This is a genomic window from Reyranella sp. (assembly GCF_044224635.1).
Lineage (GTDB): Bacteria > Pseudomonadota > Alphaproteobacteria > Reyranellales > Reyranellaceae > Reyranella.
Genome location: NZ_JBGAKA010000014.1, coordinates 1 through 19,568 on the forward strand (window position 1 = coordinate 1; position 19,568 = coordinate 19,568).

Genomic DNA, 19,568 nt, shown 5'->3' on the forward strand with positions numbered 1-19,568 from the left:
AAGTTCGCGGACTTCAGCGATGCCAACGTCGAGGTGAAGATGACGGTGGCGCAGCACAACGGGCTGCACACGGTCGACTTCAACAAGACGGCCAACACCCAGACCATCTTCCTGGCCGACTCGGGCACTGCCACGGGCGATGTCGGGATCGAGAACTATGTCCTGGCCTCCGGCGACGACACGTTCACGGTGACCAAGAACAACGCCGGCCTGGTCGGCCTCGCGCAGAACGTCGACATCAGCTCGGGCGGCAACGACACCATCAACTATGGTGCCGGCAAGTTCACCGGCAAGCTGGTCGGCGGCGGTGCCGGCGATACGGTGCAGTTCACCGGCGGCACGACCGACGTCTCCGGCGTGAACGGTGGCACGGTCATGGGCCCGAAGGCGGTGAGCTTCAGCGACACCGACGTCGACGTCAGCATGACGCTGGTGCAACACAACGACTTCACCAAGCCGTTCACCAACACGGGCGGTGCCGGCAAGGTGCAGACGATCACCTTGACGACCGACGGCACCACCACCGGTGACGCCGGAATCGAGCAGTACGTCCTGGGTCAGGACGGCTCGAACAGCAACGTGTTCACGATCGGCAAGCTTGGCCAGAGCGTGACCGGCCGGGCGGATGACGACGTCATCATCAACCCGTTCGGCGGCCTGACGGGCACCATCCTTGGCGGCACGAACAACGCCAAGGGCGACACCCTGATCCTCCAGTCGCCGAACACCGAGATCAAGATCGGCAGCGGTGGCATCGAGAACCTGACGCTTCAGGCGCCCGGCAACTCGATCGTCAAGATGGACGTGGCGTTCCACAATGGCCTCAATCCGCTGACCGTGATTGCGCCGGGTGCGAGCGACAAGTTCGTCATGAGCAGCAACGGCACGCTGACCGGCGTGTTCGGCATCGAGAACTACGATCTCGCTGCCGGAGCGAACAACTTCACGTTCTCGGACTCCCAGACCGGGACGGTCACGGGCAACACCGACGTCGACATCTTCAATGCTACGGCGGCGCAGGTTGCAGGTGCGACGAAGATCGACGGCGACGGCGGGATCCTCGACGTCCTCAACATCACGACGGATGCCGGTGGTCTCAACCTGAACACGCAGACGACCAACATCGAGATCTACTTCCTGCTTGCAGGCTCGACGTCGCAGGTCATCGGTCTCAACGTCACCCCGTTGAGCGGCGTCGTCTACAACGCGGTCGGCAATACCCAGCTGAAGTTCGGCACGGGTACGGTGCAGGCCTATAACGGTGGTCTTGCCGGCCTTGGTCAGCAAGGCGTGGACAAGGTCACCTTCGGCACCGTGTCGATCTTGGGCATTGGTGTCATCGCCATCAACACCAACGACGCCGACGACATCGTCACGTCGACAGTGGGCGGTGCATGGGCTTCTATTGGGTCAGTGACGCTCAATGGCGGCGCCGGGCAGGATACCCTGGAGTTGGCTGGCGGTGACGACCTGACACCTGCTTTTTTGAGCCCGGTGAGCGTCACGAACTTCGAGAACCTCGTGATCGCCTTCAACGGCTCGGTTACGATGACCAACGCGCAGCACAACCAGTTTGTGCCGCTGTCGACCGTCGCGACCGGCAACAACACCATCACGATTGCCACGGACGGCGGTGCCGGGTTCAGCGGCACGACGATGGCGCAGGTCGAGAACTACATCCTCGGCAATGGTGCGGGTAACCACACCTACACGATCGCGCATAGCGGTCAGACGGTCACCGACCTGGATTCGAGCGGCGGACAGAACACGGCCAACATCAACGCTGGTCTCAGCAACGTGACCCTGATTGCCACTGCCGGAGCGAGCTACGTCGTGAACTCGCTGGGCGGCGGCACGAACCTCAAGGTCGTGCTCGACGCGGCCGACATCGTCAACCTGGCGGGCGGCCACACCGGCGTCGACATCTTCACCGATCTGGATGCCGACACGGTCAACGTGACCGGCTCCGTGACCGGCAAGATCGATGGCGGTGCGGGCGCCGACACGCTGCACCTCAACAACACCGCGGACATCGTTGGAACGAACGTGGTCGCGGGATCGTTCGAGACGCTGGACTTCTCTGCCAACGCCTCGGTGTCGATGACGGCGGCGACCTGGGATCAGTTCGTGAATACGAACGGCGGAGGCAGCGTCACCGGCGGCACCGGCGTCGAGACGGTCAACCTCTCGACGACGACGACGAGCACGACGGCCTTTACGGGCACCAACCCGATCGAGAAGTACAACCTCACGAACTCGGGCAACGACACCTTCAAGGCCAACGTGACAACCACTCCGATCGTCACGGTGGATCTGGTTGGTGGCGGCACCGACACGGTGACGATCAATGACGCCAACGCCACTATTGGTGGCCCCGGCGTCGGACCCAACAACGACGGTCATGCCAATGTGCTGAACTTCAAGAGCGGCGGTGGGTCGGGCTTCGACGTCCTGGCCGTGCAGCACAGTGGTACGGCGATCAGCGACGGCAACTACCAGAGCATCGGTGGCTCGCTGCTCGGGACGAATGTCAGCGCTGGCGTCGAGGTGGTGAACATGGACCCGAACTCGGGCGGCATCTTCGCCATCGGGGATTTCCCGGTGGTGTGGTCGCAGGCCGTTGCGCGGGCCTACTTCGACACCCCGATCAACATGATCGCTCTGGGCGACTACACCTTCGTCGCCTACTCCGGTGCGGACGCCTACATCATGGCGGTCGACATCAACACGGCGAACACGTTCGCTGATGCGGGCATCGACCTGGTCGGCGTCCTGCAGGGTGTCGGCAACAACTCGATGCTGGCGAGCAACTTCGCCTGACGAGTGCAGACAGGGACCGGGGTCGCGCCAGCGACTCCGGTCATGCAACACGGCGGGGGATTCAGGTCCCCCGCCGATTTGCGTTATAGGGGTGGGCGAATCCCGTACCCGACCACCGGATGGAAAACAGGCAGGCGGCGAATGGTCAATCTGGTCCCCGTATCGCGCGATACCCACGCCAATCAGGTCTGGCGGCGTCTGCAAACCTTCAAGTTCGCTGCGAAGGATCACTACGTACCGATCGCCGGCCTGGAGTTCGGCCGGGTCGTCCCGACGATGCCGATTGCCTTCGTCGAGGTCTCCGGCCAGCTTGCGCCAGTGGCAGTCCTGTCGCCGGAGCCCGGGAAGAATGCGTTCGTCGCTCCTGACGGGCGCTGGTTGGCACCCTATGTGCCGCTCATGTTCCTGACCTATCCCTTCAGGCTTCTTCGCCAGGGCGAAACAGAACAGTTCTCGCTTTGGGTCGATTCCGATGCCGATCAGCTCAGCGACGTCGCCCATGCGACGGAGCTGTTTTACGATCTCGAGGGAAACTTGGCGCCTGCAACCAAGGCTGCCTTCGAGTTGCTGGCGAAGTTCGAGCAGAACAGAATAATGACCGTGGCCGCGGTGCAGACACTCGTCCAGGAGGGTGTCCTCTGCCCCTGGGAGTTCAAGCTGTCGGACGGCGGCAAGGAGCGCATCGTGCGCGGGCTGCAGCGCGTCGACGAGGTGGCCCTCAACAAGCTGAGCGACGATGGCTTCCTGCGGCTTCGCAGGTCGCAGGCCCTCCCCATGGCTTACGCCCAGCTTCTGTCGATGGGTCAGTTGACCGTGTTCGCGCAACTGCAGCGCCTTCGCAGCCAGATGGCCGCGCCCGTCCCGCCAGTGCCGCAGTCGGCTCCCGATACACGGCCCGGCGAGAGCTTTACGATGATTGACCCCGATTCCCTTCGCTTCGACTGAGCGCCGGACAGCGTATGGCGCGCCGCCGGCCGGGCCGGAAGGCATGACGCGCGACCTGCCGGAGTGCGATCCGACGCATGCCCGCGAAGACGTGAGCTGAAACAGAGAGGACAAAAAGGGGAGCCTCGATGAATGGGAGTTCGAGCCCGGTTGCCGCCCTCGACGATTCGCAGTGCGCTCATCGAACGCTTCAGACGGACATCCTGCGGCTTGCCTGCGTCAGCGCCGGCGTCTCGCCGCCGACGGGAGAGGTGGTGCACCATCTCGACGTGGGATGCAGCCCCGGCGCGTCGTTGGACGTCCACGCCGCTGCCAACCCTGGTACGTTCTGGCACGCCGGCCTCGCCTCCGGCGAGCAGCCGCACGCCTCGGCCCCAGCAGTCGCCAGCGGGTCCGGCGGCAGGGGCTCGCTCGCGGCGTTCGCTGCCTGCCGAGATCTGCCGCAGTTCGACGTCATTGCCGTACAGGATGAATGGAACTCGATCCCGAAGCGCGATCGGCGGATGATTGTCGAACTCATGCGACGCAACCTGCGGGTCGGTGGCATCGTTTGCGTCAACTATTCCTGCTTTCCAGGCCGGGCGTCAGTTGAGCCTCTGCGTCATCTCATGGCTCTACATTCCGACCAGACAGGCTCGGGCTCGGCAGGATCCGCGGAAAGGCTGCAAGGCGCCGTTGGTTTCTCTAATAAGATCGCGGATGCCGGAGCCCTGCTTTTCAAGGCTAGTCCGGCAGTCAGCGAGCGGCTGAGGACGATCGCGGGGCAGCCACCGGGCCGTCTGGTCGACGAATACCTCGGTCGCGGCCGCCATCTCGTGGCCTTCTCCGAGGTGGCGCGCAGCCTCGGGGAGGCCAAGCTCGACTTCGCCGCCGCGGCGCATCTGCTCGACCATCTGGACGGCATCAACCTTTCGCCGGAGGGGATCAGGCTGCTTGCAGGCATCCCGCACCCGGTTCTCAGGCAGTCCGTCCGAGACTATCTCGTCAATCAACAGTTTCGGCGCGACGTCTTCGTCAAGGGCCTTCGGCGCCTGACATCCCTCGAAAGGGGCGAGGCCCTGATGGCCCAGTCTTTCATCCTGATCACCCCGCCTGACGACGTGCCGCTGAGGGCACGTGCTCCGCAGGGGGAAGTCATTCTGCAGGAGCATATCCATCGACCTCTGATCGACGTGCTGGCCGAGAACCACCATGAGCCCAAGTCCCTCGGTCGCCTGATCGGCCATGAAAAGCTCAAGGCGATCCCTCATGCCCAGGTGATCGAAGCTGCCCTGGCGCTGACGGGTATCGGCCACGTCTCGACAGCCAGGGCTCCAACCGAAGCCTCCTTAGGCCGCTCGCGGGCGTTCAATCAGGAAATCTGCCAGCGCTGGCGCAGCTCAAGCGACGTCGCCTTCCTGGCCTCGCCGGTCACCGGGTCGGGCATACCGATCGGCGGCCTGGAGCGGCTGTTCCTGCTCGGCCTCGGACAGGGCAGATCGACACCACGCGACCTTGCGGTGCATGCGCGGGACGTGCTGGCCGCGCAAGACCAGCGCATCGTCGAGGAAGGAAAGCCGATCGAGGCTTCCGGGCACCACGCTGCCGAGCTGGCCGGACTCGCCAGCCTGTTCATCGATAAGCGCCTGCCGATCCTGAAGGCGCTGCAAGTCGTGTGACCAGAACGCCCAGGCGTATCCGCCGGGCCCCACCGAATCGCGCGTCCAATCTTCTACAGAACCTCGAGCGTCTTGAGGATGCCGAGCCGCTTGCGATTGAAGACCTTGGCCATTTCGGTGAGGTGCGTCAGGTTCTCGTTCGGCGATTCCAAAGTTCGTCCCGCCACAGTGAGGCGATGGCCCTGTGCCGACAGGAAGTGCCATGCCACGGCGGCCTGCTGCTCGGGCTGGGCGCGGCCGGTCGCGGCGGCCGCGGTAAAAAGCTGCTCTAGTCGGCTGGCCGACACGCCGGCCCCGATTACCGGGGACGCCAGCCAGGCGATATTTCCGTCCGTGCGGGAGCGGTTCCAGAAGTGACGGTTGAGCGCCCTGCACCGCGCCCGTGTCGACTCCGTCGGCATGCGAACAGTGGAGACGGCCCCCGCGCCCATGAGCGCGACCAGCGCGTCTACAACGGGACCGCGCGGCAACGAGCGTAACCCGGGAGCGTCGACGAGCGCCCGTACAGGCTTTGGTTCATGCCCATCGGCGGCAAGCAGCTCGAGCAGGTTTCGGTGGACCGATTCGTTCAGATCGAGGTCGCGCACGGCACCCCTGACCGACCTCGGAACATCCTCGAGGTGCGCAATGAGCATCACCCTGAGCGACAGAAGTGCCTCCAACCTTTCCTCTGGCGTCAGCCTGTGCATTCCCTTGACGAAGACATCGCCTCGAACACGCTGGTTCATGAAGTAATCGCGCAGGGTTTCCGCGAGGGACGGTTGCCCGATTTCCTGCAGCAGCCGCTGCCCCTCAGGCGGGATGTTGATGTCGTCGAAGCGATCGAGGAGCTTCACGGACGCTGCGAAGCTCAGATTGCCGGCTGACAGGATGCGCGATACGTCGGCGAAGCCCTCGGGCGAGTGATGCCGGGAAAAATACGCGTGGGCGACGAGGTTCGGGCTCTGCGTCCTGAGGGCTTCGAGGAGAGACGACACGGCCGGATTCTGATCGAAGAACCTCGCCTTGGCGTTCATGATCTTCCGGACGAACTCCAGCCCGGACTCGACGCTCGTCTTGAGGTCCGCCGACTGCGATCCGGTCAGCTCGGCATGAAGCCCGAGCAAGTGCTGGAGCGGCGCCGATGCCATCCAGTCGCTGTGGCAGTTGTAGCCCACGTAAAACAGTCCGCCGGGGCGCAGCCGGCGTCGAAGCAGATCGACGACGATGTCGCGATCCTCCGGCGACAGCCAGCTCCACACGCCATGCATCACGATGTAATCGAAATCGGGAAGATCCCGTCGCTCAGCGAGCTCAGCGAAGGATTCGTCGAACAGCCTGATGCCCGCTCCTGATGCCGCGGCCAATACCGAGGCCTCGACGCCGTGGCCGGCATTGAAGTCGGTCCCCCAGTAAGCTCCCGGTGCCGCTGCGGCGTGTATGTTGAGGGATAGTCCCCGGCCGAATCCGAGCTCGAGATAGTTCGGTGCCTCGACCTCCGGAGGACGGACACCGGCCCAGATGCAGGCGAGGTTCATCAGATCGGGCTGCAGCACGCGATAGTAGCCATGAACATAGTCGACGTCGGTGACATAGCCTGCACCAAGCTGCATCCTGGACCCCTTCATGCGGTTCGCGAGACGAACCGCTCGACCCTACCATCGAGCAGATGGAGAGGCACTTGGTGGCCGGCGACATGGGGGGATCGACGTCAAGCGACGCTGGCGTCCCAATACGGGGTCGCAGACTGCGAGAGGAGTCGGCCGTCGTTGTGGACGTGAGATGAAGCCGGCGAGTGCCCTGAGACGGGTGCTCCAAAGTCATCGATCTCGGCGAACCGGACCCGGCTTCTTTGCCGCCGTCGCCCACGCTACACTTCTACGGAACCGGCGAGCGGCCATCAGGGCCGCCGCCCACCACCAGGTTTCGGACACATCGGATGGCGGTTGGCCGCCATCGCGTTCAAGGGCGGGGCAAACGAATGGACTGGACATCCGGCTACGTCACGGATCTCGAATACACCCATGGCTACTATCGCGAGCTGCATCCCGACATCCTGAGGCTTGCCTGCCTCAGCGCCGGCGTCGCGCCGCCGGCCGGCGACGTGCACCATTATCTCGAGCTGGGCTACGGCCAGGGCCTGTCCTTCAACATCCATGCCGCCGCCAACCCGGGCACCTTCTGGGGCACCGACTTCAACCCGACCCAGGCGGCGCACGCGGCGGCACTCGCCGCCGCCAGCGGCGCTGGCGCGAAGGTGCTCGACGAGTCGTTTGCCGAGTTCGCACGCCGCGCCGACCTGCCGCAGTTCGACATCATCGGCCTGCACGGCATCTGGACATGGATCTCGTCCGAGAATCGTCAGGTCATCGTCGACCTGATCAATCGGCGTCTCAAGGTCGGCGGCCTGGTTTACATCAGCTACAACTGTTTCCCGGGCTGGGCGCCGGCCGAGCCGCTGCGCCATCTCATGACGCTCCACTCGGATCTTGCCGGCTCGGAAGCCGCCGGCACGGTCGGCAAGGTCGACGGCGCGCTGAAATTTGCCAAGAGCATCGCCGATGCGGGGGCACTCTACTTCAAGCTCAATCCCGCGGTGACCGAACGGTTGAAGCGCATCACCGAGCAGAACAGAAACTACCTTGCGCACGAGTATTTCAACCGCGACTGGGATCTGATGGCGTTCTCCGAGGTCGCCCGCATCCTGGGCGAGGCCAAGCTCACTTTCGCCGCCTCGGCGCACCTGCTCGACCATATCGACGGGATCAATCTCTCTCCCGACGGCGCCAAGTTGCTGGCCGGCATCCAGCACCCGGTGTTGAGGCAATCGGTGCGCGACTACCTGGTCAACCAGCAGTTCCGCCGCGACATCTTCGTCAAGGGCGCGCGCCGCGTGACGCCGCTCGAGCGCTCGGAAATGATCGCCGCCCAGGGGTTCATGTTGACCTCGCCACCCTCCGAGGTGCCGCTCAAGGTTCAGGGCGCGCTGGGTGAAGGCTCGCTGCAGGAGCACATCTATCGACCGATGCTCGAGGCTCTTGCCGACAATGACTACGAGCCCAAGTCGATGCGGCGCATATCCGGGCATGAAAAGGTCAAGTCGTTGTCCCCCGCCCACATTATGGAGGCTCTGATCGCGCTGACCGGCAGCGGCCACGTTTCACCTGCGCGCGTGCCCTCGGCGGTGGCACGAACCCGTTGCAAGGCGCTCAACCAGGCGATCTGCCTGCGCTCGCGCAGCGCGGCCGACATCAATTACCTCGCCTCGCCGGTGACCGGCGCCGGCATCGCTGTCGGCCGGATGGAACAGCTGTTCCTGCTCGGGCTCAGCCAGGGCAAGAGCAGCGCCGCCGACCTGGCAGGCCACGTCTGGGGGATACTCCAGATGCAGGGTCAGCGGATCATCAAGGAGGGCAAGACACTGGAGGCGGCCGAAGAGAATGTGGCCCACCTCGACGGCCTGGCCCAGCTCTTCATCGACAAGCGCCTCGGCATCCTCAAGGCGCTGGAGATTGCCTGACTTGCCCTGCTAGGCGATCTGCTGGGCCTTCAGCGCCGTGATCCGTCTGTCGCTGAACGCCTGGGCCATTCTCGTCAGCTCGGCGATATTTTCCGCCGGCGTCGCCAGCGTCTTGCCTTCCTTGATGAGGTGCTGGTTTTGCCGGGCCAGGACATCCCAGGTGCGCTGCGCCTGTCCGGCAGGCGTTGCGTCGCCGGCAGCCAGGGCGGCGAGAAAAAGCTGTTCCATTCGGCTTACCGCGACGCCCATTCCACTGATCGGCGACGCCAGGTGGCGGACGTCCCCATCGAATTTCGCGCGCGCGCAGGCATACTGGTTGAGGGCCTTGCACTGCCTGCGCACAGCGTCAGAGGGCTCTCCTGCCGGCGAGACGTATCCAATCGAGGTCAGCACCATGATTGCCTCGAGGACCTCGTGGCGGGCGATCTGCCGAACCTCGGGATGGGCGCAGAGCCGGCCGAGCGACTTCGGCTCGTTGCCGTTCTCCGCCAGCGCCCTGATCACGGGCTTGTAGACGCGATCCTGGAGCGTTGCCTGGCCGAGGGTGCTTTGCACCGTGGGAGAAACGTCATCCGGATGGCAGGCCAGCACGAAGGATCTCTGCTGCAGCAATTCCCAACGCTCCAGTCCCGGCAGCCGTCGCACCCCTTTGACGAAGATGTCACGGCGGAACTGCTGGTTCATCAGATAATCCCGAACCGACTGGATCAGCACCGGATCCTGCATGCCTCCCAACAGCTTTGCGCCTTCGGGCATGACATTGAGACCATCGACATGATCGAGCAGATGGGCCGAGGCGGCAAACGAGAGCTTCGCCTCACCCAGGATGCGGGCGACCTCGGAGAAAGCCATCAGATGCCAGTCGTGCGCCAGGTACTCGTGCGCCGCATAGTTGCGGTCCAGCCCGGAGAGCCCTTCGAGGCGCCGAACCACGGCCGGATTCTGCTTGAAATAGAGGGCTCCGGCATCGACCACCTCGCGGGCGAACTTCAGCGCGAGCTCGAGCTTGCCCAGGCTGCCGGCGGCTTCCGACCCGGCGAACTGGCCGTGCAGCCCGATCAGATGCTTCAGCGGCTCGGCCGGCGCCCATCCGGGAAAGCAGTTGTAGCTGATATAGACCAGGCCGCCCTGCTTCAGCCTCCGCCGGATGATGTCGACAATGTGATTGCGATTCTCGGGCGAGATCCAGCTCCAGATGCCATGAAGGCCGATGATGTCGAATTCCGGCAGGTCGGTTCGTGCCGCGAGGTCGGCAAACGACTCGTCGAGCAGCCGCACGCCGCTGCCCGATGCCGCGGCCAGCGCGTGTGCCTCGAGGGCGTGATTGGGGTTGAAGTCCGTCCCCCAGTATATGCCGTCGTTGGCCGCGGAATGGATGTTGATCGACAGGCCGCGACCATAGCCCAGCTCGAGATAGGTCAGCGTGTCGCCTTGCGGCGGCGCCACGCCCGCGTTGAGACAGGCAAGGCTGAGCAGGCCGGGATGCAGCTCGCGATAGTAGCCGTAGCTGTAGTCGACGTCCGCTACGTATCCAGATGTCCAGTCCACGATTGTCCCGTCGTTACCTGTGCGATCGACACCTACCGCAACGGCGACTGCTGGGCCAGCACGTCTTGGAACGCTCGCCAACGCAGCGACGTTGAGACGTCCGGCACACCTCCCGTGAGGCCGCGAGCGCGGAACGGTCGGGCACCGGGTGGCGCTATGCCGCTCTCATGAAGGTAGCAGCACTGGACCTCGTCTGGATGACCATGACCCCCTGAAGCCTGGTTCGCTCTGGACGCCGGGCCGGTTGGGCATCCGCTCGAAGCCCCCGCGCGTTGGCGGGCGGACGGCCCATCCGGACCCAGGGGGTGACGGGGTCAGGCCGATGTTAGACTTGTCAGTGGGGGCGGGCTATTGGGGCATCCTTGGCAAGAGGGCTTGCATGGACTGGACTTCCGGCTACGTCACCGATCTCGAATACACCCACGGGTACTATCGCGAGCTGCACCCCGACATCCTGAGGCTGTCCTGTCTCTACGCCGGGGTGGCGCCGCCGATGGGCGACACCCTGACCTATCTGGAGCTTGGCTTCGGTCAGGGCCTGTCGATCAACATCCACGCCGCCGCCAATCCCGGCCAGTATTGGGGGACGGACTTCAACCCCAGCCAGGCCGCCCATGCCAGCGCCCTTGCCAGCGCCAGCGGCTCGGGCGCGCGTCTGTTCGACGAGTCCTTCGCCGATTTTGCCAATCGGCCCGATCTGCCGGACTTCGACGTCATCGCCCTGCACGGCATCTGGACCTGGATCTCGGCGGAGAACCGCCAAGTGATCGTCGATCTCATCCGGCGCAAGCTCCGCGTCGGCGGAATCGTCTATGTCAGCTACAACTGTTTCCCCGGGTGGGCCCCGGCCGAGCCGCTGCGCCATCTGATGACGCTGCATTCCGACCTGGCCGGGTCGGATGCGGGCGGCATGATCGGCAAGGTCGAGGGGGCGCTGACGTTCGCCAAGAGCATCGCCGATTCGGGTGCCCTCTACTTTCGGCAGAACCCGGCGGTTACCGAGCGCCTCAAGCGGATCACCGATCAGCCCAAGAACTACCTCGCGCATGAATACTTCAATCGCGACTGGGATCTCATGGCCTTCTCGGAGGTCGCCCGCCTGCTGAGCGAGGCCAAGCTTTCGTTCGCGGCCTCGGCCCATCTGCTCGATCATCTGGACGGTATCAACCTGACGCCGGACGGCGCCAAGCTGCTGGCCGGCATCCAGCACCCGGTGCTCAAGCAGTCTGTGCGGGACTACCTCGTCAACCAGCAGTTCCGGCGCGACATCTTCGTCAAGGGCCTGCGCCGCCTGACGCCGCTCGAGCGCTCGGAGGTGCTGCAGGGCCAGGGCTTCATGCTGGCGACGCCGGTGGCCGACGTCCCCCTCAAGGTGCAGGGCGCGATCGGCGAGGGGACGCTGCAGGAACAGGTCTACAAGCCGGTGCTCGAGGTGTTGGCCGAGAACGACTTCCAGCCGAAGTCGCTGCTGCGCATCGCCGGCCATCCCAAGGTCAAGTCGCTCACGCCCATGCACGTCTCCGAGGCGCTCATGGCCCTCACCGGCATCGGCCACGTGACGCCGGCGCGAGTCCCGACCACCGCCACGCGGGCCCACTGCAAGGCGCTCAACAAGGCCATCTGCATGCGCTCGCGCAGCACCGCCGACATCAACTTCCTGGCATCCCCCGTGTCGGGTTCCGGCGTCACCGTCCAGCGCCTCGAGCAGCTCATCCTGCTGGCGATCGGCGAGGGCAAGAAGACCCCGGCCGAGCAGGCCAACCGGACCTGGGAGATCCTCGCGGCACAGGGTCAGCGTATCATCAAGGAAGGCAAGACGCTCGAGGCTCCCGAGCAGAACGTCGCCCACCTGACGGAGATGGCGCAGCTGTTCGCCGACAAGCGCATCCCGATCCTGAAAGCGCTCGAGATCATGTGACGAGAGCCGTCATGACAACAATGGTGTCATCCCGAGCACGGCGAGGGACCTTTCCCGAGCAGAGGGCTAGGTGCAGCCGACCTCGAGATGATCGGGCGGCAGGCCGGCCTGGTGGCGGGCGTGCATCTGCAGGTAGGCGCGTTCGAGGGCGGCGGTGAAGCGCGGGGCGTCGAACAGCGGTGCGGTGGCGCGGCTCGCGGCGAGCCTTGCCTTGAGCCGTGCCAGGCGTTCGGGGTCGCGCGCCAGGGCAAGCGCCAGCGCCTCGTAGTCGGCCTCGCTGGTCGTCACCAGCTCGGTCAGGCCGACGGCGCCGAGCAGGCTTGCCGCCACCCGACTGGCGAAGGACCGGCCGATGCAGGTCAGCACCGGCAACCCTGCCCACAGCGCGTCGCTCGCCGTCGTGTGGGCGTTGTAGGGCAGCGTGTCGAGGAACAGGTCGGCAGCGCGATGGCGCGCCAGGTGCTCGGCAAGCGGCATGCGCCCGGCAAAGACCAGGCGCTCGCCGTCGACGCCGTGGTTCGCCGCTTCGTGCCTCAGGTTGGCGATCGAGGCGGGCGAATCGCCCAGCAGCCACAGCACGCTGCCGTCGACCTGGCGCAGCAGGCGCATCCAGGTCGCGAAGGTCGCCGGCAGGATCTTGTAGTTGCCATTGAAGCAGCAGAACACGAAACCGTGGTCGGGCAGCCCGAGCTCGGCGCGCGTGACGAGGCGATCGGAGATTGTCCGTCGCGAATCGTTCACCTGGTAGCTGTGCGGCAGCGTGACGATGCGCTCGGTGTAATGCGGCCGGCTCGCCTCGGGCACCAGGGTGCGATCCGCCAGCAGGTAGTCCATCTCGGCCAGCCCGGTCGTGCCGGGATAGCCGATATAGGCAACCTGTACCGGCGCCGCGCGGTAGGCGAAGATCTCGGGGCGGCCGTCGCCGGTATAGCCCTTCAGGTCGACGGCGATATCGATCCCGAGCTCGCGGGCCAGCAGGGCGATCTCGCGGTCCGAGCGGTCGCGCACATCGATGAAGCGGTCGAAGGCGGCGGCGAGCCGCCGGCGCATGGCATCGTCGTGGCTGGGCCCGAACGAGAAGGCCACGATCTCGAAACGATCGCGGTCGTGACGCTCGAACAGTTCGGCCATCAGGTAGGCCGTGGCATGTTCGTGGAGATCGGCGGAAAAATAGCCGATGCGCACCTTGCGATGGGCGTGTGGGCGCACCGGCAGGGGCGCGAGCGGCACCCTGCCGTGCTTCTTCCAGCGCCATGCGACCAGCGTTTCCGATGCCCGGCGATGCAGCGCAGGGTCATCGACCATCGCCAGCAGCGCGAACGGCTGCGTTGCGACCTCCTCCCCGGCGACTCGCTGGACCAGATCGGCGGTGAGCGCGTCGGCGTCGCGCCAGTCGCAGACATGCATCCGGGCATGCAGCCTGTCGCCGTGCAGGTACGCCGCCCGGGATCCGAGCTCGATCGCCCGGTCGAAGTGCTCGGCGGCCTCGGCGTAGGACTTGACGTCGACATAGGCCGAGGCGAGGTTGGCCCAGCAGTCGGCAAAGTCCGGCTTGAGCTCGAGCGCGCGGCGGTAGTCGGCGATCGCTTCGGCGAACCGTTTGAGATCGCGCAAGCTCGTGGCACGATTGTTCAGGGCGTCGGCATGGCGAGGATCGTGGGCGAGGGCACGGCCGTAGCTTTCGACCGCTTCGGGCAGGCGGTCGAGGCTGCGCAGGACGTTGCCGCGATTGTACAAGGCGCGGACATAGCCGGGCCGCAGCGCGATCGCGCGATCGTAGCTCGCGATCGCCTCGTCGGGCCGGCCGAGGTCGGCCAGCGCCCGGCCATGGTTGAAATGAGCCTCCGGCTGGTCCGGATCGAGGGTGATCGCCCTCGAGTAGCTCTCGACCGCGCGGTCGTGCCGCCCCGCTTCCTGCAAGGCGTTGCCGCGATTGAAGTGAGCGCCGGCGCTCCCCGGGTTGACGGCCAGCGCCTGGTCGAACAGCGAGATCGCCTCGTCGACCTTGCCCGACTGGGCGGTGACGATGGCCAGCAGGTGCAGGGAATCGAAGTGCCGGGGCTGGAGCGCCAGCGCCTGGCGGTAGAGATCGCCGGCGCGGGCCAGCTGGCCGCCGCGATGGAGAGCCAGAGCCTCCTCGAACTTTGCCTGCACCGCGGCCTGATTGGGGGGAGTGGGGCGGTTCCTCAAGACGCATCCTTCCCGGCCATCTCAGGGCATCCAGGCGCTCTGTCACGCTCCTCCCCAGTTTCGCTGGAGTCGGCATTTGGGCCGCAAGCGGCCAAAAGCCTGCGGTGTCGCCGTCTTGCGGCGACGGAGGGGTCAGGAGTCATGGCTCCATGCCGTCGGCGCCGCATGACGGGGCATTTCCCCGCGAAGCCGGGGCAGGAGAACGAGAAGCGCGCCCTGTCCGATGGGGCGACCCCCCAGCCGGCGACGGGGAAGGGATGGCGCTCGCCCGGACTGCGGCTGGAAGACCATTCGCTGATCACGCCATCGCCAATAGCCCTGTGGGTAACGGCCAGGCAAGGTTCCAAGGCGTTGGGATGCGGGCTTGCCGGCGGAATCCCAACATCTGGTAGAATCGAAGCCTCGCTGGTCCATTCCTGGGAGTTGAAAAGTTACTATATGAAGGCCATTTGCGGATGACGCGGCGCACTGTTTCGACTACAAGACAGCCGCGTCCGAAGTCAGATGGGCGGCTGCGAAAGGAAAGAATCAAATGTCCATGATTATGGTCGACGGCATCAAGGATATCGTGTTCCACAACGGCATCGTCCGCATCGATTGCCTGGCTGCGGGGCCGAACGGGGAGCAGCGCGCTTCCGGCACCATCGTCATTCCCGCCAACGTGACCGGCCCGATCCTGCAGTCGCTGGCCAATGCCATGCAGGAGCTCGACAAGAAGATCCGCGAGCATGCCGCGGAGATGGCTGCCAAGAACGGTGGCGCCACCAGCTGACCTGAGGCCTTTCCAGCAGGGTTGACGCCATGCGCACGATCAACGCCATCGCCTTGGCTTACGATGCTGCGCAGGATCGCGTGCTTGCGGTCATCAACCCGGGAGGCCTCAATTCGTGGTCGTACTGGCTGACCCGACGGCTGATCCTGCAGCTGTTGGGTCGCCTCCCCGCGGCGCTGGCGGCGACCTCGAAGGTCGCCCAGCAAGCGCCGGTCGAGTATCGCGGGGAACTGGCGACGTTCGAGCGCGAGGCGGCAATCGCCAAGACCGCATCGGCCATGAGCAAGACCGACAACGGCGTGCTGCGCATGAACGCCACGGCGGCCGAGCTCGCGGTGACGGTGTCGCTCGAGGACAAGGGCGAGACGCTTCGCGTCATCCTGGTCGGCGAACGCGGCGGGCAGGCCGCCGGGGTGATGAGCCGCCCCGATCTCCAGCGCATCATTCACATGCTCGAGCAGGAAGTCGTCAAGGCCGAGTGGATCTCCAGCGCCGCCCCGGCCGCCGCGGCGGCCGATGCGCCCGCCGGCCCGCTTCCCAAGCGCCTGGTCAATTAGCGCCATTCATTGCCGCGAACGCGCCGGTTCAGGCGGAGTAGCCTCCGCCGGCCGCGGCGCAGGCGGTCCAGAAGACCACCAACCTCCGTTGCGTAAGATTCTCCCCGCCCCTTGGGGAGGAAACGAGGCTCAGTCGACCTGCAAGCCGCGCGTTGGCGCGCCCGGCCGCTTGTGCGGTGCGGTCGTGATGAGGCCGTCGCGGCGGGCCATTTCCGCGACCTCCTGGAAGCGCCGACGGTAGTCGTCGACCGTGGTCTCGAGCTTGCCGGTGGCCCGCGCGTAGCGGGCGCGCTGGTCCTTGCCGTTGGACTCGATGATGGCGAAGCCCAGGCTGCTGAACTGCTTCAGGCAGTTGCGGATGGTCGGCTCGGAAAAACGGCTGGACTGATAGAGGTCCTTGAGCGGGCGAGGCTGGTTCTTGGACTTCAGCAGCCAGACCAGCACCTCGTTGCCGACGGCGGTATCCGCGCCGGGCAGGTTGTCCCGCTCCCAGCAACGCAATTGCTCAAGTGCCTGCCAGAACATCGGATCCCCAAAAATCTAGTGCATCTCTTGCGCGTTACGGCTCTGGTTCCGGAACAGGCTGACCGCGCTATCTGCCTGAAAAATACAGCAAAATGGTGTCCAGCGAAAGCCATACGGGCGCCTTGCGGTTGACCGGACCGGCCGGGAAACTTAACATGTTAACAATCAAGCTGGAGGGGACAGGCAATGGATGTCGGGACGGGATACGGCCGCAAGGCGCCGACCTATCTCGCCTCGCTCGTCGAGGTCGGTGCGGGCACGCCGATGGGCGAGCTGCTGCGCCGCTACTGGCATCCGGTGGGATTGTCGTCGCACGCCACCGCGACGCCGCGCGCGGTGCGGGTGCTGGGCGAGGACCTGGTGCTGTTCCGCGACGGCGGCGGGCGGGCCGGCCTGGTGGTGGCGCGCTGCGCGCATCGCGGCACCACGCTGCACTACGGCAAGGTCGAGGAGCGCGGCATCCGCTGCTGCTATCACGGCTGGCTGTTCGACGTCGAAGGCAACTGCCTCGAGCAGCCGTGCGAGCCGGAAGGCGGGCGGATGCGCGATCACGTGCGCCAGCCGTGGTATCCGGTCGAGGAGCGTTACGGCCTGGTGTTCGCCTACCTGGGGCCGCCCGCGAAGAAGCCGGTGCTGCCGCGCTACGAGTGCCTGGAGACGCTCGACGAGGGCGAGTTCATCGATGCCGACGATTCGAGCATCGGCAGCGGCGGGCCGCAGATCGTCGACTGCAATTGGCTGCAGCATTTCGAGAACGTGGTCGACACCTGGCACGTTGCGGTGCTGCACGGCACGCACAGCGGGCCGCAATTCTCCGAGATGATGGCGCGCCAGCCCGACGAGGTTCTGTTCGAGCGCACGCCGCTCGGCGTGCGCGCGCGCTCGCGCCGCACCCTGCCCGACGGCAGCACGATGCATGGCGCCTCGGAGGTGGCGATGCCGACCTTGCGCGTGGTGCCCAACCCGCGCGCCGGCGTCGGCGGCGCCCGGCTGTATGGCCGGGTCGAATCGATCGGCTGGACCCTGCCGATCGACGACACGCATTTCCGCATCTATGTCGCCGGGCGGGTGCGCCAGAAGGGCGAGCTCCGGCGCATGCGCTCGCGCCAGGGCGGCAAGCTGTGGGAGGAGCTGACGCTCGAGGAGCACCGGCGCTTTCCCGGCGACTACGAGGCCCAGACCGGCCAGGGCGCCATCGCCTTCCACTCCGAGGAGCACCTCGCCGAAAGCGACCGCGGCATCGCCCTGCTGCGCCACTTCCTGCGCCAGCAGGTCGAGACGGTCGCCAGGGGCGGCGATCCCGCCGGCGTCAGCTTCGACGCCGCCGCCCCACCGGTGATCTTCGATGCCCATCGCAGCCAGGGCGTCTGATTTTCAGGCCCGCGCGCACCGCGATGCCCTGAAGATGACAGGGTCGCTCCTCAGGGTGAGATTCCCTTGCAAGTTAGCGCCTGGGAGTGGCGTGCCCCCAGCGCATTTCCATGGGAACCTGAGCAGGATGTGCCGTGCACTCGATTGCACCAGTCCATGGCTGCGGCACAGAGCCACGCCGGCCGGCCGACCGCCTCGATCCCGGCGACCGCCTGAAGGGGACGCCCCGCCATGAACGCCTCCGTGTCGCCGCGCCCATCCGTCTCGTCACGCAAGCTCGATGTCGGCACCGGCGACGGCCGCAAGCCGTCGAGAAGCGAGGCCGAGGCGCCGCCGGCGCGGCTGAAGGACGACCGGCAATCCTTGCCGATCGCGCTGCTGCGCGCCCGCGAGGCGGTGATGGGGCTGTTCCGACCGCATCACCGGCGGGGCGGCGTCAGCGAGCCGCAATGGCGGGTGATCCGGGTGCTGCATCTCGAGGGCGAGACCGACGCCACGACGCTCGCCCGGCTGGCCTGCCTGCTGCCGCCCAGCCTGTCGCGCATCCTCAAGGATCTCGAAGCGGCCGACCTGGTGCGGCGCCGGCCCGGTCGCGGCGATTCGCGCCAGAGCCTGCTGTCGCTGTCGCCCAAGGCGGCCGCCCTGGTGGCGCGCGTCGCACCCTTCCTCGACGGCATCCACCGCGACATCGCCCGCCGCTTCGGCCGCGACAGGCTGGACATCCTGCTCGCGTTGCTGGCCGAGCTGGAGACGACACTGGCGGACCCATCCTCCCTCCCCGGCTCCGCTGGGGAGGTAACCCGCCAGACGGGGCGGCGGGGGCATGATTCATGAAGCTCCCTGGGCACGCTGCAGGGACCATGGCCAGGCAGGCTGACGCATGATCCATGACCACCCCGCCGTCGCCGTGAGACGGCGGCTGGGGCGGAAAGGGATGGCTCACCGCAGCGGCGGCCCCTCCGATTGCCAGCGGTCGAACAGCGCCGCGCGCTCGCGCTCGGCGCGCTCGGTGGCCATCAGGATGAGGCCGAAGGTCACGACCAGCATGCAGCAGGTGGTGATGTAGACGGTGTAGCTCTGCATGACCCGGCCAGCCGCCGCGTCGACCACGCCGGTGAGCTGCAGGACCACGGCGACGGCCCGCACCACGCGGACGACGGCGATGCCGGCCAGCGCGCCGGCCGCGACGATGCGGCTGTGCAGCCCATCCTTGCGGCCGCCGCGCCAGGTCTCCCAGGCGGCGGCGCCCGCCAGCAGGCAGATGAAGACGGTGCGCAGGCCGGACTGCAGCAGCCGGCCGCCGCCGACCTGCCAGGAGGTGAAGGACAGCACGGTGAACATCGCGCACACCATGGCCGTCTCGATCATCACGCGATCAGGCCCGATGCGGCGGTCGTTGAAGCGGCGCAGGCTCATCCACATCATGGCGAAGCCGCCGACGAACAGCAGGTCGGCGGTGAAGATCAGCCAGCCCGGCGTATACTCGGCGCGCTGGCCGTAGAGCGCCAGGGCGAGCGTGGTGAGCACCAGGGCGACGGTCCAGGGCCTGAGGCCCGGCGCATCGCGATGGTAGTACCAGGTGAGCAGCGACACCCCCGCGCTGGCCGCCATGACGATGATGCTGACGAGATTGATGACGACGGGATCGAGCGACATTGGCCGGCCATTGTGCCTGATGCCCTTGCCGACCGCGAGCGCCCGTCGTCGCGCCCCTCGCCGGGACCATCCCGGTTGCCGGTCGGCGGCACCGCCCATAAGGTTTGCC

14 protein-coding genes are annotated in these 19,568 nt (G+C 66.1%); 9 read left to right on the forward strand and 5 right to left on the reverse strand.

Going from position 1 to position 19,568, the window contains the following annotated elements:
* The 3 genes from ACILR9_RS14500 to ACILR9_RS14510 form a co-directional block, all read left to right on the forward strand.
* A partial coding sequence (locus ACILR9_RS14500) for a beta strand repeat-containing protein (protein ID WP_395710648.1) occupies window positions 1-2,820 on the forward strand: 2,820 nt, incomplete at its 5' end.
* Window positions 2,821-2,961: 141 nt separating this feature from the next.
* Window positions 2,962-3,765, forward strand: a complete 804-nt coding sequence (locus ACILR9_RS14505) for a SapC family protein (protein ID WP_395710649.1) — start codon at window positions 2,962-2,964, stop codon at window positions 3,763-3,765.
* A 128-nt stretch (window positions 3,766-3,893) separates the two neighbouring features.
* Window positions 3,894-5,423 (forward strand): methyltransferase regulatory domain-containing protein, encoded by a 1,530-nt coding sequence (locus tag ACILR9_RS14510; protein ID WP_395710650.1) that lies wholly within the window; start codon window positions 3,894-3,896, stop codon window positions 5,421-5,423.
* Between the two features lie 53 nt (window positions 5,424-5,476).
* Here the strand turns inward: ACILR9_RS14510 and ACILR9_RS14515 are convergent, their stop codons facing one another.
* On the reverse strand, window positions 5,477-7,015 hold the full coding sequence (locus ACILR9_RS14515) for a class I SAM-dependent methyltransferase (protein ID WP_395710651.1): 1,539 nt from the start codon (window positions 7,013-7,015) through the stop codon (window positions 5,477-5,479).
* 368 nt (window positions 7,016-7,383) lie between these two features.
* Between ACILR9_RS14515 and ACILR9_RS14520 the strand changes: the two genes are divergently transcribed.
* Complete coding sequence (locus tag ACILR9_RS14520) at window positions 7,384-8,922, forward strand: class I SAM-dependent methyltransferase (protein WP_395710652.1); 1,539 nt, start codon at window positions 7,384-7,386, stop codon at window positions 8,920-8,922.
* Window positions 8,923-8,931: 9 nt separating this feature from the next.
* On the opposite strand, the gene ACILR9_RS14525 is transcribed toward ACILR9_RS14520, so the two are convergent.
* On the reverse strand, window positions 8,932-10,470 hold the full coding sequence (locus ACILR9_RS14525; protein WP_395710653.1) for a class I SAM-dependent methyltransferase: 1,539 nt from the start codon (window positions 10,468-10,470) through the stop codon (window positions 8,932-8,934).
* A gap of 379 nt (window positions 10,471-10,849) precedes the next feature.
* Here ACILR9_RS14525 and ACILR9_RS14530 point away from each other — a divergent pair, with 379 nt between their 5' ends.
* Entirely contained in the window at window positions 10,850-12,388 is a 1,539-nt protein-coding gene (locus ACILR9_RS14530) for a class I SAM-dependent methyltransferase (protein ID WP_395710654.1), read from the forward strand.
* 66 nt (window positions 12,389-12,454) lie between these two features.
* On the opposite strand, the gene ACILR9_RS14535 is transcribed toward ACILR9_RS14530, so the two are convergent.
* The gene (locus tag ACILR9_RS14535) at window positions 12,455-14,578 is read right to left on the reverse strand and encodes a tetratricopeptide repeat protein (protein ID WP_395710655.1); all 2,124 of its coding nucleotides are present in this window, start codon (window positions 14,576-14,578) and stop codon (window positions 12,455-12,457) included.
* 532 nt (window positions 14,579-15,110) lie between these two features.
* Between ACILR9_RS14535 and ACILR9_RS14540 the strand changes: the two genes are divergently transcribed.
* Together ACILR9_RS14540 and ACILR9_RS14545 are read left to right on the forward strand one after the other, a co-directional pair.
* Window positions 15,111-15,350, forward strand: a complete 240-nt coding sequence (locus ACILR9_RS14540; protein ID WP_395710656.1) for a hypothetical protein — start codon at window positions 15,111-15,113, stop codon at window positions 15,348-15,350.
* A gap of 29 nt (window positions 15,351-15,379) precedes the next feature.
* Complete coding sequence (locus ACILR9_RS14545; RefSeq protein WP_395710657.1) at window positions 15,380-15,907, forward strand: hypothetical protein; 528 nt, start codon at window positions 15,380-15,382, stop codon at window positions 15,905-15,907.
* A 129-nt stretch (window positions 15,908-16,036) separates the two neighbouring features.
* Here ACILR9_RS14545 and ACILR9_RS14550 read toward each other — a convergent pair whose 3' ends face one another.
* Window positions 16,037-16,432, reverse strand: coding sequence for a hypothetical protein (locus ACILR9_RS14550; RefSeq protein WP_395710658.1), 396 nt, complete (start codon window positions 16,430-16,432; stop codon window positions 16,037-16,039).
* A 186-nt stretch (window positions 16,433-16,618) separates the two neighbouring features.
* Here ACILR9_RS14550 and ACILR9_RS14555 point away from each other — a divergent pair, with 186 nt between their 5' ends.
* Together ACILR9_RS14555 and hpaR are read left to right on the forward strand one after the other, a co-directional pair.
* Window positions 16,619-17,803 carry a Rieske 2Fe-2S domain-containing protein gene (locus tag ACILR9_RS14555; RefSeq protein WP_395710659.1) on the forward strand — a complete coding sequence of 395 codons (1,185 nt, stop codon included), beginning with the start codon at window positions 16,619-16,621 and terminating at the stop codon, window positions 17,801-17,803.
* Window positions 17,804-18,034: 231 nt separating this feature from the next.
* Window positions 18,035-18,637 carry a homoprotocatechuate degradation operon regulator HpaR gene (gene hpaR, locus ACILR9_RS14560; protein ID WP_395710660.1) on the forward strand — a complete coding sequence of 201 codons (603 nt, stop codon included), beginning with the start codon at window positions 18,035-18,037 and terminating at the stop codon, window positions 18,635-18,637.
* Between the two features lie 105 nt (window positions 18,638-18,742).
* On the opposite strand, the gene ACILR9_RS14565 is transcribed toward hpaR, so the two are convergent.
* The gene (locus tag ACILR9_RS14565; RefSeq protein ID WP_395710661.1) at window positions 18,743-19,459 is read right to left on the reverse strand and encodes a hypothetical protein; all 717 of its coding nucleotides are present in this window, start codon (window positions 19,457-19,459) and stop codon (window positions 18,743-18,745) included.
* Window positions 19,460-19,568: the final 109 nt, after the last annotated feature.